We start from the raw sequence: 13,801 nt of genomic DNA on the forward strand, positions 1-13,801 counted from the left end.
CGTTAATACCCTTTCGTGTAAAGCGAGAGATGGTTGCTCACCGACGTTACACCCGGCACGCTCATCGCCACCTCTGCTGCCTGCTCGATCTGAGGACCGTCCGGCACGCTTCCGGATAATGTCACGACACCGCCACGCGCCTTGACGAATACGTTCGATACGTTGAAGTTGGGCGCTCTCGACAACGCCTTGCGAACGTCGCGGGCCAGCTTCTTGTCCGCCTGCGTGGCACTGCCTGAACCTGCGCCGGGACTCGACGCCACCGGCATGGCGTTGGCGGTTTGCGCATGGACGTTTGGCATTAACGCGACACATCCCGCGAAGACAAAACAACTCACGGCGTGCGGTGTTTTCATGATTGCCTCTCCTGTTGATTCCGACGTTCGTGAATCAAAGATAGCCAACGTTGCGCGCCGATCAAATGTCATTCTGCAAATAACTACGCAGCTTGAAAGGCGCCACGCGGCCCAGTTTTTAAACCAGCCCCGCGAGGTGTAGGACCAAGGTCCTATTGGCCTGGTATATCGGCTGGTTAAGCTTGTAAAGAGCGAGCGGATGGACCGATGAGCTGCCAAGTACTCACAGGTGCCATGCGAGCCTGCAATGATATCGAACTGGAGTGGCCGTGGAATTTGTCCTGTTACTCGCAATCTTTTTGACATCGAGTGGCTTTCTTATAGCGGCTCCGCGTACACCGGAACCGCCTGCCGCCGTCGCTGCCGTGACGCCGTCTGCCGTTGGCTCTATCGCGGCTAGCGAGGTCGCGTTGCCACCACCCTCTGAATCCGCCGCGACGGTAACCGTATCCAGTGCCCATGCTCTGGAGCCGGCCCGTCAGCAGTAACTCGAGGACCACCGCGGCGTTGATCCACGCGCCTTTTCAAAAGCAACATTCAACCGGACGTGAAAAATGAAACCGTTATCGCTTCTTGTCGTGACCGTTGCTGTGTCAGCCTGTGCAAACCAACCCATGCCGCCGGGCGCGCAAGCGGTCGGAGAAAGCCAACGGTCTGCTCCTGTCGTCGCGCAATGCATCGCGAAGGACTGGGCCGACCGGTCGCAACAACAGGTCATATCGCAGGTGATCGTGGCGAACGACCAGGCCATGGATGTCTATGTGCCAGGTCAGCAGCCTCCGGGTGGCGCAGCCGCCGTGGTGCGGCCATCGTGGACGGGTAATAGCAAAACGTCGGTCGGCTTCCGTGCAGGTAGCGGGGGAGGCAGCAATGCGATGGGAGATGTAGGAGGCTGCCTTTAGGCGGCGAACAGGTACTCAAATGACTCTGCCTCCAGAAGCATTCACCCCGGTTCACTGACGGGAACGCCGCCCCGGGTCGCGGCAAATGGGTGACGCGATGGATCACATCGTGAATCGACTGCTGCCTGCAGTTGTCGTTGCTTTCATGCTATGCGGTTGCGCCATCACGTTGCCGGGCGCCGGCGGACTCGACTATCAAAGCCGCGCCGTCACACGTAGCGAACGAGGACTCCGTGTTTCCGGCTCGGTGCTTTCGGCTGAAGAGAGCGAGAGCGTTTATGGCGTAGCGCTCGCAAAAAAGGGCATTCAGCCCGTATGGGTCGAGGTGCAAAACGACGACACGTCCAGCTACTTTCTGATGTCGCCGGGCCTCGACCCCAACTTCTTTCCCGCCTCCGAAGCGGCCGAAGCATTCGCCGGCAGCAAATCGTCGGTGGCAGGCGATGACATCGAGCGACGTTTTCGCGCACTCGCCTTCCGTAACCCCGTGCTGCCGGGCCACACTGTGTCCGGTTATATCCTGACCAATCTCTCCGAGGGCGCCAAGCTCATTCAGCTCGATCTTGTCGCAAGCGGTCGGGCACAAACATTTTCCTTCCTCATGGTGGTGCCCGGCTTTTACGCGGATTACCACGTTAGCGCGGTGTTTCGCCGTGAGGTCTATCCGCCGGGGAGGATGGTGGACTACACCGACGACAGCGCGTTGCGCGCCGCGCTCGAATCGCTTCCGTGCTGCGCAACCAGCGAAGACGGCGCGAAGAATGGCGACCCGCTCAATCTCGTTATCGTGGGCGGTCTCGACGACGCATTTCCCGCACTCGTTAGACGAGGCTGGAGTCCGACCGAACAGAAATGGTCCGGCTCGATCATGAAGACCGTCACGTCCGCATTTTCCGGCGAGCGCTATGTCAATGCACCCGTGAGCGATCTCTATCTGTTCGGGCGGGCGCAGGACCTCGCATTGCAGAAGGCGCGCGACACCATCCACCAGCGCAATCACTTGCGGCTCTGGCTCAGCCCGATGCGCTACCGTGGCAAGCCCGTGTGGGTCGGTCAGATCAGCCGGGATATCGGCGTGCGTCTGACATTTCACTCACCCACGCTGACGACGCACAAGATCGATCCCGATGTAGACGAAGCACGTACTGCGCTGACCGAGGACATGGCCTATTCGCAGAACCTGCAGAAGATCGGCTTCGTGAAAGGAGTCGGCGCAGCCCCGCAAAACGCACCGGGCCAGAATCTGACTACCGACCCGTACTACACCGACGGCCTTCGCCAGGTCCTCGTATTCGACCGGCAGCCCACCTCGCTCTCGGGTATCGAATTTTTTCCATGGGAGTCGGTTGCAAAGTTCAACGCCGTGCCCGCGGGAGCAGATCAATGAACGAATGGTCAACGCTTTGGCGTGCGTTGACGCGCGTTGCCGGCAGCGTTGTGCTTCTATTCGTTTGTGGCGGCTGTGCGACCTGGACCGCGCCCGTCAGCACCGACGATGCGCCGCTGCGGCAGCGTGCGGTGAGCGACACGAGGCAAGGCGCGCGCGTCAGCGTAGCCGTTCTAGGCGCCGACGACAGCAGGCGCATGATCGGCGCCGACATCGGCAGCAGCAACATTCAGCCGCTCTGGATCGAAGTCGAGAACCATACACCGCAAGCGTTATGGTTGCTGCACTCCGGAACCGACCCGGACTACTTTTCGCCACTCGAAGTCGCATGGTCCATGCACACGCTTCTCGGCGGCGCGACGAACGCGGACATCGACAGCCACTTGAACAAGCTTGGATTCAAAAATCCCGTCCCGGCTGGAGAAACGCGCAGCGGCTTTCTTTTCGCCAATCCTGACCGGCAGATCAAGCTCGTCAACATCGATCTTTTCGCAAGCAGAACACTGATTCCTTTCTCGCTGTTTCTACCCGTACCGGACGATGCCGCCGACCCGCGTTTCGCGCTCACTCCATTCCAGTACCAGCAGGCGGCTTTCACCGACTACCACGACCTCGCGTCGCTGCGGGCCGCGCTCGAACGGATGCCGCGCTGCGCGACGAGCGAGAATGGCGAGACCGAAGGCGATCCTCTGAATGTGATCGTGATCGGCAAACTGGGAGACATCGGCGCCGCGATGGTGCGCCGTAGCTATCGCCGGGAGATGCGAAAGAGCGACTATTCGCAGTGGCTATTTGGACGCACGCCCGACGTCGTGCTGCGCAAGCAGGCCCAGGCGGGTGCGTTGTCGACTTCATTGCGCGCGTGGCTCACGCCCATTCGCTTTAACGGCGACCCGGTGTATGTCGCGCAAGCCGGACGTCCTGTCGGGGGCCGCTTCGCGCATCACGATACGGCGGATGACACGCTTCATGATGACGTCGACGAGGCCAGGAACTTCCTCATCCAGGACATGATGTATTCGGGCGGTCTCGACAAGCTCGGTTTTGTGTACGGCGTCGGTCCATCGCCACAGGCACAGCCGCGGACAACGCTGAACGGCGCGCCGTATGACACCGACGGACTACGCGCCGTGATGTTCTTCGCCACTCGTCCGCTCAGTTTTGCGAACGTGGAAATGCTCCAGTGGGTGCCATACCTCGAGCAGCGCGAGTCCTCCACGAACCGGGAGGGTGGCGATGCCGGCAAGTAAGGCGGTCTGTCAGCAACGAAGCGGCGCGGTGCGCCGGCGCGTTGTGCATCGGCGGGCATGGAGCAGGCACTGCATGCACGGCGCGGCGCTAGCGGTCATTCTTGCGCTAACGGCATGCGCAACGAAGCCGCTCATTCCCTACTCGACGGAGACGCCGCCCCTCGCTCTCGTGGCGGCATCGCAGGCCGGCGTGCAAGACAAGCGGGCCCGCTTTCGCGAGATTTACTGTGCGGTGCTCGAAGCGCACGGCTCAGCGCTGCCTGACTACCGTCCCTGCGAAGACGCACTCACACGCGTGGGCGCCGAGCCTGCCGGTACAGGTGCGCCCGTCGATCTCGGGCAATCGGCACGCCACCTCATCGCGGCAGTGGTGCCCGGCATCGGGTACGACTGCTTCAGGCCGTGGCTAAATCCTCCGAACACCGTCGTTCAAAACCTGCGGCAATCCGGTTACGACGGGATCATGCTGAAGGTGGACGGGCTGTCGGGCTCGGCGAACAATGCACGCCAGATCCGCGACGCCGTGATGGCCATGCCGATGTCCGAAGGCGCAGCGCAACTGGTGCTGATCGGCTACTCGAAGGGCGCGGCCGATATTCTCGAGGCCGTCGTCGCGTATCCGGAGATTCGCAGCCGCGTGGCGGCTGTCGTCAGCGCGGCGGGGGCGGTTGGCGGATCGCCGCTTGCCAACGACGCCGAGCAATACCAGGCGGACATGCTGCGGCACTTTCCGGGCGCGGCTTGCCACTCGGGAGACGGCGGGGCCGTGCAAAGCCTGCGGCCCGTCACGCGCAGGGCGTGGATGGCCAACCATCCGCTTCCGCGCGATCTGCGCTACTACTCGCTCGTGACCTTTCCGCAGCCGGAGCGCATTTCGTCGATACTCGAATCGAGCTACGAAAAACTCTCACGAGTCGACGCCCGCAACGACAGCCAGGTGATCTTCTATGATCAGGTCGTGCCCGGCAGCGTCTTGATGGGTTACGTCAATGCGGATCATTGGGCACTGGCCGTGCCTGTCTCTCGAACGCACACGACGATCGCATCGTTGTTCGTCACGCAAAATGCCTACCCTCGCGAGGCACTGACAGAGGCGATTCTGCGTTTCGTGGAAGAGGATATGGCAACTTCCGGAATGTGAAGGCAGTGCCTTTATGCAGTACCGCTATTAGCGCGCGGCGCAGCAAAGTAGCGGCGCCGCGCTCTAAAAGCGACTCAGCTTTACAGCAACTCAAACTTCCGGCTTCAGCCGATACAGTTCCGGCACGAGCGCGAGCAACAGACGCTTCGCCGAAAAAAGCCGCGGCGAGATATGCGTGGCCACATACCACGTCGCCGCCACATTCATGCTGCGCAGCTTCAGATCGGGGCCGACCAGCGCGCTTGCAAAATGCAGATCGCCGAGCGTCTTGCCGATGATCTCCTGCTTGATGCGCGCGCGCTCCGGCGGATCGAGCGCAATGAAAGACAGCGCCGACACCTCGTGAAGCAACCGGTACATGCTGTTGTAGTGGTGCAGCGTCTTCGTCGTGAACATCGTCGAATCCATGCGCAATCTTCTTTTAAAGAGCGCCTGGTTCAGCACTGCCAGCTTAAGTCGTTGCTGTAGCAACAACGCAGCGAAGAAGTGATTGTCCTCATACACGATGCCTTCTATGAAACGCAGATTGCCGATGGCCGAACGCCGCGTGATAAAGCAGCACGGCGAAACAAAATAGCGCCCTTGCCGCAACGATTCGACGACGAACTCTTCCGACCACAACGTCGCGCTTCCGAGCGGCCGGCGGTAGCCGTTGACTTCCTGCTTGTACATCGGCGCATCGTTCGGGAATACCGCGGCTTCGAACATCACCGCGTCGATCTCGGGATTGCTGAATTCGCGGTGGCAGACGCTCAACGTGTCGGTGTCGATCAGGTCGTCGCTGTCCATGTAGTACACATACGTGCCCGTGGTCAGCGAAGTGCCGAGATTGCGTGCCGCGGATTGCCCGCGATTCGGCTGATAGACGTAGCGAAAGCGCGGGTCGCTGTCGCAATAGCGCTGTGCAATCGCGGCGGTGCCGTCCGTGGAGCCGTCGTCGACAAGGATCAGCTCGAAGTCCGTGAAGGACTGGGCCGCAACGCTCGCGAGCGCTTCGTCGAGATAGTGCTCAACGTTGTAGGCCGGCACGATGATGGAAAAAGCGGGCATAAGGCACCTCGATTGTTTGATAGCAGAACCGCAACTCAACCAGCATCCGCGCCGCGTGCTTCCTGACGCGCCCCGGATGCAACCGGCATGAGCGCCGCGCCTCGCGAGGCAGGTGCAACGCCGCGGAAATACAGCCACATGAAGGCCACCGCGCCGACCACCTCGGTCAGGATCACGGCGACGATCGTTCCTTTCGCGCCGCCGTAGCGGGTGAGCGGAACCACATAGAGAAGATGCAGAACCGTCGCGCCGAGAAACACATTCGTGAGCGAACGCGCGCGGCCTTGAGCGAGCAACCCGAGATCGCCGAATACGACAGCGACGCTGATGATGGGCGGCAAGACGGCTTCGAGTCTCAGGAGAGGAATCGATGCATGAAACTGCGGCCCAACCCATGTTTCGATACCCCACGCCGCGAGCAATTCGATGCCGACAAAAAGGCTGATCGATGTCGAGAACACGGCGAGCATCGCCATTCGCATCAGGCGCTGCGCGGCTTGCGGATCGGTCGCGTGGTATTGACTGATGCGCGGATAGAAAGCCTGACTGATCACCATGAACATGGCCTGCGCGGCCACGCGAATCTTGTCCGCCATCGCGAACTGACCGACCACTTCCGGTCCGTGGAAGTAGTTCAGAAGAATCGAGTTGAAGTTCACATAGAAGCTGATCAATACAAAAGAGAGGAACAACGGAAAGCCGTCTTTCAGCGCGTCGACAATCTTTCTCGTGGATATGCCGACGAGTTTCACCAGCCTGTTGCGATGAAGAATCCACAGCGCGCAAATGGCGAGCAGTACATTGCCGAGACTGACGCCCAATGCAGCAAGCGCGGCATCGCCCGGTCCTTTCACTGCAAGATAGACGAAGGCGAGACCGAGAAGCCGCGAAACAAACGTCGGCAACACCAACGCGCGCATGCGTTCCAGGCCCTGAAACAGCCATACCGGCGTAACCGCGTTGGCGACGATGCCGAGAAATAGCGCGCCGAGTACATCGGCGTGATCTCGCAGATCCGGCACGAATGCAATGCCCGCTACGATCAGAAGAAGCGCCGCTGCAACCAGTACGAGCCGCGCGGCCGATGTACTCGTATAGACCTCGGCGAGCCCGTGAGCGTCGCCGCGTTTGACCGATACGAGTCGCGTTGCGGTGAAGTTGAAGCCATAGTCGGTCAGCAGCACCATGTATTGCGCGACAGCCTGACAATAGGCCAACACCCCGAACTCTCTTGCACCGAGTACATGACCCAGGTACGGCAACATCAGCAACGGTACGATGTAATTGCCGCCCTGAATCAGAATCAGATAGAACAGCGTGTTGCGAATCGGAGTCGTCATAAAAATACGCCTGGTGCAATAGTGGCTTTCCTCATGCGTCAAGCCGCTCTACAGGCTCAAATGCCGCTGTGCACGGAATTCGGTGGGCGACATGCCGTACCTTTCCTTGAAGAGACGGCCCAGACGATTGCCGTCGCCCATTCCGCACCGCCGCGCAATTTTCCCCACCGGGATATTGGTGGAACTCAGCATTGTCCGGACCACGTCGAAGCGCGTGCGCAGCAGGTACTCCAGCGGCGTCATGCCGAACTCCTGCTTGAAACGGCGCCGGAAATTGCGCTTGCTCATTGCCGCGGATTCGGCTGCCTGCGCAACGGAAATCGGCTTGCTGTAGTTCTCCTGGATCCAGCGTGCCGACTCGCGAACCTTGCTTGCGGTGGTGAGCGATTTGGCGTCGCCTTCGCGTGGCCTTGTGTGCTTGATCGCATTCGTCTGCAGTTCAAGCGCGACCTTTCTGGCGATCTGCGGACCGAGGTCGCGCTCGATCTGCGAAAGGGCCAGCTCGGCGGGCGTTGCGCCGTTAATGCGGGACGCCACGAAGTCATCGTCGAATAGAAAGACAGGTACTGCCAGCCGTGAAGCGTTTTTGTAAACCACTGCGAGCTTCGACCCTTGCGTGATGCGAAGCGATGCCATTGCGCCGTGACGCGTGATCCATGAATGCAGCCGGTCATTCGGTTCCGTTGGCGCCGCCGTGTCGCGGCACGCCACGAAGAACGCGTGAAAGTCGCCCACGCTGTAACGGCTCAGTTGTTCCGTGAAGATCGAAATGCCGCACGAACTCGTGACGACGCCGCCTTCTTCTGACAATACCGTAAGCCGGTACGGCGGGTCTTCGCCACGATGCAGTTGCGCCATGTTCGCAAGGCGAAAAGCATCGCCAATCGCGCCAGTACTTGCCGTGAAGAAGTTCTGCGACACGAGAAGGCCAATGTGCCTCGGCGGTTCCAGACAGTCGGGCTTCTCATCGACGTGCGGCCTGGAGAGTTCAACGAGATCCATCACGATTAGGGCTCCAAATATATTTATCAAATGCACTAAAAGTCTGGCAACAGCCTGAATTGTAGTGAGCGCGGATTCGGTAAAAGTCCGCTAATCGGCGGCGCAGCCGCCAATTGCTTGTCGCGCCTCGCCAATGCGCGGATCTTCTGAAACCGCGGTTATCCGCGCCGCTTTGCGGCCCGGATAGCGTCGGCAATGGAGCAGAAAATCCGCACCGGAATCAATACAATCGCCACCACCAGAAAAACGACAATCACCGCCGCGACATAAACCGTTGCAAAGCCAGTCAATATCACGGTGAACGCAAACCTTTCGGCACGCGAAGCCAAGGGCTGGTCTCGCCAGTGACCCCGCGGCCGGCCTTCTTCCATGGTCGCACTCGCTTAGGCGGAACCCGTGCGGGCGCGGCGCCGAAACTCCGTTGGCGAGACTCCGAAGCGCTTGCGAAAGAGCTTCGCGAGTTGCGACCCGTTGCCCATGCCGCTGCGCCGAGCGATCTTGTCGACCGGAAGATCGGAGTCGGCTAGCAGCCTGCGCGACCGGTCGAGCCGAGCCCTCAACAGGTATTCGGAAGGCGGCGTGCCGATCTGTTGCCGGAACCGGCGCAAGAAGGTTCGTTCGCTGATCGCGGCGCGCTGAGCGACTTCGGCAATCGAAATGTCGTGCTCGCAGTTTTCAGTGAGCCACTGCGCGAGCGCGTGAATCTTCTCGTCTTCGCGCTTCGGCTTAACGGACGTTGCGCCGCTTGCATCATCTGCCTGCGGAAAGAAGCTGATGCGTATTTCGGCGGCGCGTGCAATCACGGCGCCCTGAACTGTGTGGTCCAGGATCCATACCGGCGCAATTAAATCTTGACAATTCAAATTGGACCTTACGATAGAGGCGAGAGTTGCATCCGTATCCGGCGCAATCAGCATTTGCATCTTATCGGCGTGCTCGGGCGCGCGAGGAATAGACATCGCGTTTGCAGTAGCCGATTGATCGAGATGCATTTCGTTTTCGCCGGATTGAAGATCGCGGCTTGAAACGATGTCGATATGTGCATTCGTATTAATTAGACGAAGTACTTGTGCCGCTTTATCAGTCGGCAGGAGGCAACTAGCGGGGCCGAGTTTATTCATGCTGTCTCCTGGTGTTCGAGGTCTAACGAGTTATTGGTAATGCCGCTCAGGTATGACAGTGCTTGTGTTGGGCGCGAGCGAAGAAGCGTTGGAGAAGACGATGCTTACGCAATCTTTCTTCGTTTGGGATTTGAATGGAAGGATACGCTGTAAGGCTGGTTGCGTGCTCACCTAAATTCAGCCTCCACCGGCCAACCTTGGCTGACAACGTAGAGGTGCTCGATGGCGTGCCGCGCGACGAACGAGCGCGGGCGCCGGACGGTTCAACCGCCGGTTCGAGTACTGTGTCAAAGGCGTTAAACCGATAAGAAATGTGGCAAGAAAAACGCGTAATGAAGCCCGTTTCGAAAGTTCTGAGAAGCGCTGCTAAATACCGTAGAAAGCGTTTGTTCACACGCTTGAAGCATCGACTCAAGCGCGTCATGAGCGGACAACATCGTGTGCGCAACGGTCACTGTTTTCATGACCATCGTTGCGCTCAACCCGCGTCGGTTTGCAATGCGGCTTCGCCGCCTGCATCGGCCGCTTCGTGCAGCGGACGCTTCTGCTGTGATACGTTTAGCTCTTGTGCGCCGGTGTATTGGCGAATCACGTTGCGGGTGATCTGCTGCACGACGTCATGGCTCTGCGCCGTGCTGTCCGTCAGCACACGAGCCCAGTCTGTCGTACCCACATTAAAGACTTCTCCCGCACTGCGGCGGCCGTCTCGCAGCAGTGGACGAAATAAGCCGATCGCGCCAGCACCGCCCATTTCCCATCCTGTGAGCCGTTCGGTAACCGCAAGCCTTTCGATTGCATCGTCGGGCCAGTCCGGCGGGATGCCGTCCGCTTCATAGCCGACGAGCCGATCTTCTGCGCCAAAGCTTTCACCTTGTTGCAGTTGAGTTCCTGCAAATACCCAATGGTCCGGCCGTTTGACGGTAAAGCCAATTGCCTGACGCTCGCACTTCACCCAGCGGCGACGCCACCGCGACCACGTGCCCCAGTGGCCGCCGCCGTGCTTATAGGTCAGTCCAATCAAATGGCTTTCATTGCCGCTTACGCGCGGATCGAGATCGATCTGTTCCTTGAGTACATCCCAGTTGTCCGCAAGCTTGCGCATCTCGCTGAGTTGACCCGGTTCAGCGCCGATAAACCTCACAGGCCGATAACACGTATTGCCGCTGAAAACAGCGACGTTTCCGCCTTGCGTGACGAAATACGCGACATGTGCGCGCATTTCCTCGCTCCAGTACTCGTGATGACCGACGCTCAGCATGCAGCGGTAGCGCGTAAGGTCTAGCGCAGTGGCGCTGTGTAAGTCGAGATCCGTATAAAAGTCGCAGGCAATGCCTTCGTTGCGCAGCCACCGGATAAACTTCGCGTCCCAGTGAGCGAATTGCTGACGGGTCGAGCGTGTGTCGTAGGGGTCGTCCGGTTCGCCGAGCCGTGCGCCGAGGCCGCCGCCGGGGCGGAGCAAGCTCACTTTGTTTGCGGCGCGATAACGGTGGATGCGGTCGTCGTAGAAGCTTCCGCCACCCGTGGAGTTATAGGCGTGGTAGGTGGCCGTCGGAATGATGTACGCGAGCGTGGCGGTGGGCGTGCGTGGCCGTGCGATCACAAGCGCCATGCTGTCGCTGTCGGGCCGTGCTGCGAAGATCGGCCGATGCGCGGCGCACGCGCGCCCGAGTTCCTGCGTCGGCTTTCCTGCGGCGTCGACTTCATAGGCGATCGCCACATAGGCGCCGCTGTGCAAGTTCGCGACGTTCGGGCGAATGTCGATTGTCGGCCAATTCCAATCCTCGTCGAAGCGCTTTGCCGCGCTATTGCCTGTAGATTGGAATACGTATTTGCCGTCCAGCAGATTGGCGGTCACATTGTTCTTACCTGTAACCACCACGCCGCACAGGCTCGTGAGCGAGTCGTCGTCCTGCTGCTGATAAATGGCGATGCTAAAGCGCCTGCCGGGCTGCACCGCGAGTTCAAAGCTGGCTCCCGCAGTAAAGCTCGGATGAATCGGATAGATCTGCATGTTCGCTTTCCTTGCGCGAATAAGCGAGGCAGTGGCCCGCCAATGAGTTCCGATTACATTGCGGCGCGCGGTTTATGTCCGCGCAACCGTTTGCTTGTACACCCATGCGCGCAGTGCGTCTGTGCGCTATGCCTCATTCGACAGTGACGGACTTCGCGAGATTTCGCGGCTTGTCGACGTCGGTTCCGCGTGCGCATGCGGTGTGATACGCAAGCAGTTGCAGCGGCACGACATGCAGGATCGGCGACAGGCTGCCGTAGTGCTCGGGCATGCGGATCACGCGAAGTCCATCGCCACTCGCAATTCGTGAATCCGCATCGGCGAATACATACAATTGGCCGCTGCGTGCCCTGACTTCCTGCATATTCGATTTGAGCTTGTCGAGCAGCGCGTCGTTGGGCGCCACCGTGACGACCGGCATCTGGCTCGTCACCAGTGCAAGTGGCCCATGTTTCAATTCGCCTGCGGGATAGGCTTCCGCGTGCACGTACGAGATCTCTTTCAGCTTTAATGCGCCTTCGAGCGCGATCGGATAATGCAGGCCGCGGCCGAGAAAGAGTGCATGTTCTGTGCGCGCGAACGCTTCTGCCCACGCGACGATTTGCGTTTCCAGCGCGAGCACGCTGTTCAGTTTCGCCGGCAAGCGATGCAGTTGATCGAGAAACGCCGCCTCCTGTGCAGCGGGAAGGCGCCCGCGCTGTTTGCTAAGCGTCAAGGCGAGCAGGAACAGCGCAACTAGCTGCGTTGTGAAGGCTTTTGTCGACGCAACGCCGATTTCCGGTCCCGCACTAGTCAGATGCTGGAACTGCGCCTGCCGCATCATCGTGCTGCTTGCGACATTGCAAATAGCCAACGTGTGCCGATGGCCCTGAGATTGAGCGTGCTTGAGCGCGGCGAGCGTATCGGCGGTTTCGCCCGATTGCGATACGACCACGACCAGCGTATTGGGACTCGCCACACTGCTGCGATACCGGTATTCGCTCGCGACTTCCACTTGCGCCGGTACTTTGGCGAGCGATTCGAACCAGTACTTCGCTGTCATGCCCGCGTAATAACTCGTGCCGCACGCCACTATCAGAAGCGAGTCGATTTCGCGAAACGCGTGCCGCGCCCCCGCGCCGAATAGGTCGGCGGTAATGGTGTGAACGTTTTCAATTGCGTCTGCAATGACACTTGGCTGCTCGAAGATCTCTTTGTGCATGTAATGCCGATACGGGCCGAGTTCCACTGCGCTCGTGCTCGATCGCTGCAATTTGATTTCGCGCTGCACCGCATGGCCGGCGCGATCGACGACCCGTACACCGTCCAGTGTCAATTCCGCTATATCGCCTTCTTCCAGATAAATGAAGTTCTCCACCGTCCCGGCAAGCGCCATGACGTCGGACGCGAGATAGTTGCCTTGCTCTCCCAGGCCGACGACGAGCGGTGAACCGGCCCGTGCACCGATCACCCGGCCCGGATCGCTACTCGCGAATACGGCAATTGCGTAAGCGCCGTGAAGCCGTTCGAGCGCATGGCGCACGGCAGAAAGCAGGTCGCTTTCATGTTCTCCGCCTTGCTTTTTCCACGCATGGTGAATCAGATGCGCGACAACTTCCGTATCGGTGTCCGACTCAAACACGTAGCCGAGTACTCCCAGTTCTTCTCGCAACGCCTCGTGGTTTTCAATGATGCCGTTATGCACGATGGCGATTTCGCCGCTGGAGAAGATCGGATGGGCATTCCTCGTGACAGGCGCTCCATGAGTCGCCCAACGTGTATGTGCGATACCGATCATTCCCGACAGGTTAGCTTCGGCAACTTCTGCCGCGAGACTCGCGACGCGCGCGACGCTGCGCACTCGACGCAGTGCGCCTTGCTGAAGAACCGCGATTCCGCACGAGTCGTAGCCGCGATACTCGAGTCGCCGCAAGCCCTCGGTCAACGTGGAAGTGACATCGCGGCGATCCACTGCTCCTACGATTCCGCACATGGAAGGTCTCCTGATTCCGCAGCGATTCATACGAAAGTACTGGCGCTGTTCGATCTGTTGCATTGCAACCAAGCATAGACATCGCGAGGCGGCGCGAGTCGAGCGCGGCGCGAAACGTTGAACGGTTGTCCGCTTAACGAGCAAGTAACGAGCACGTTGGTTTCGCGCGCAACATTCCTGAAACATATGCATGCCGGTCCGTCATTAGACAAATGACATTCATGCTCTCGTGAAATGACGGTTAAACAGCGAGAATGCGTCGCACTACC

Annotated in this window: 12 protein-coding genes; 4 read left to right on the forward strand and 8 right to left on the reverse strand. The window is 59.6% G+C overall.

Going from position 1 to position 13,801, the window contains the following annotated elements; all coding sequences use genetic code 11:
• Window positions 1–2: 2 nt before the first annotated feature.
• A complete protein-coding gene (locus BGRAMDRAFT_RS01180; protein WP_006046789.1) occupies window positions 3–356 on the reverse strand; it encodes a BON domain-containing protein in 354 nt (117 codons plus the stop codon).
• A gap of 554 nt (window positions 357–910) precedes the next feature.
• On the opposite strand from BGRAMDRAFT_RS01180, the gene BGRAMDRAFT_RS35180 reads away from it, so the two are divergent.
• The 4 genes from BGRAMDRAFT_RS35180 (at window position 911) to BGRAMDRAFT_RS35185 (ending at window position 5,036) form a co-directional block, all read left to right on the forward strand.
• The gene (locus tag BGRAMDRAFT_RS35180; protein WP_006046790.1) at window positions 911–1,258 is read left to right on the forward strand and encodes a hypothetical protein; all 348 of its coding nucleotides are present in this window, start codon (window positions 911–913) and stop codon (window positions 1,256–1,258) included.
• Between the two features lie 97 nt (window positions 1,259–1,355).
• A complete protein-coding gene (locus BGRAMDRAFT_RS01185; RefSeq protein ID WP_044020164.1) occupies window positions 1,356–2,645 on the forward strand; it encodes an LssY C-terminal domain-containing protein in 1,290 nt (429 codons plus the stop codon).
• On the forward strand, window positions 2,642–3,895 hold the full coding sequence (locus BGRAMDRAFT_RS01190; RefSeq protein ID WP_006046792.1) for an LssY C-terminal domain-containing protein: 1,254 nt from the start codon (window positions 2,642–2,644) through the stop codon (window positions 3,893–3,895). The genes BGRAMDRAFT_RS01185 and BGRAMDRAFT_RS01190 overlap by 4 nt, the downstream gene beginning before the upstream one ends.
• Before the next feature lie 73 nt (window positions 3,896–3,968).
• Window positions 3,969–5,036 (forward strand): hypothetical protein, encoded by a 1,068-nt coding sequence (locus tag BGRAMDRAFT_RS35185; RefSeq protein WP_006046793.1) that lies wholly within the window; start codon window positions 3,969–3,971, stop codon window positions 5,034–5,036.
• A gap of 90 nt (window positions 5,037–5,126) precedes the next feature.
• On the opposite strand, the gene BGRAMDRAFT_RS01200 is transcribed toward BGRAMDRAFT_RS35185, so the two are convergent.
• From BGRAMDRAFT_RS01200 to glmS, 7 genes are all read right to left on the reverse strand, one after another.
• A complete protein-coding gene (locus BGRAMDRAFT_RS01200) occupies window positions 5,127–6,086 on the reverse strand; it encodes a glycosyltransferase family 2 protein (RefSeq protein ID WP_006046794.1) in 960 nt (319 codons plus the stop codon).
• A 35-nt stretch (window positions 6,087–6,121) separates the two neighbouring features.
• On the reverse strand, window positions 6,122–7,426 hold the full coding sequence (locus tag BGRAMDRAFT_RS01205; protein ID WP_006046795.1) for a flippase: 1,305 nt from the start codon (window positions 7,424–7,426) through the stop codon (window positions 6,122–6,124).
• A 48-nt stretch (window positions 7,427–7,474) separates the two neighbouring features.
• The gene (locus tag BGRAMDRAFT_RS01210; protein ID WP_006046796.1) at window positions 7,475–8,428 is read right to left on the reverse strand and encodes a GlxA family transcriptional regulator; all 954 of its coding nucleotides are present in this window, start codon (window positions 8,426–8,428) and stop codon (window positions 7,475–7,477) included.
• A 158-nt stretch (window positions 8,429–8,586) separates the two neighbouring features.
• The gene (locus BGRAMDRAFT_RS01215) at window positions 8,587–8,799 is read right to left on the reverse strand and encodes a hypothetical protein (protein WP_006046797.1); all 213 of its coding nucleotides are present in this window, start codon (window positions 8,797–8,799) and stop codon (window positions 8,587–8,589) included.
• A gap of 12 nt (window positions 8,800–8,811) precedes the next feature.
• Window positions 8,812–9,549 (reverse strand): AraC family transcriptional regulator, encoded by a 738-nt coding sequence (locus BGRAMDRAFT_RS01220; RefSeq protein WP_006046798.1) that lies wholly within the window; start codon window positions 9,547–9,549, stop codon window positions 8,812–8,814.
• A gap of 478 nt (window positions 9,550–10,027) precedes the next feature.
• Window positions 10,028–11,560 carry a N,N-dimethylformamidase beta subunit family domain-containing protein gene (locus tag BGRAMDRAFT_RS01225; protein ID WP_006046799.1) on the reverse strand — a complete coding sequence of 511 codons (1,533 nt, stop codon included), beginning with the start codon at window positions 11,558–11,560 and terminating at the stop codon, window positions 10,028–10,030.
• Between the two features lie 133 nt (window positions 11,561–11,693).
• Window positions 11,694–13,532, reverse strand: a complete 1,839-nt coding sequence (gene glmS, locus BGRAMDRAFT_RS01230; protein ID WP_006046800.1) for a glutamine--fructose-6-phosphate transaminase (isomerizing) — start codon at window positions 13,530–13,532, stop codon at window positions 11,694–11,696.
• Between the last annotated feature and the right edge of the window lie 269 nt (window positions 13,533–13,801).

Origin of the sequence: Paraburkholderia graminis C4D1M, assembly GCF_000172415.1 — a bacterium.
Taxonomy (GTDB): Bacteria; Pseudomonadota; Gammaproteobacteria; order Burkholderiales; family Burkholderiaceae; genus Paraburkholderia; species Paraburkholderia graminis.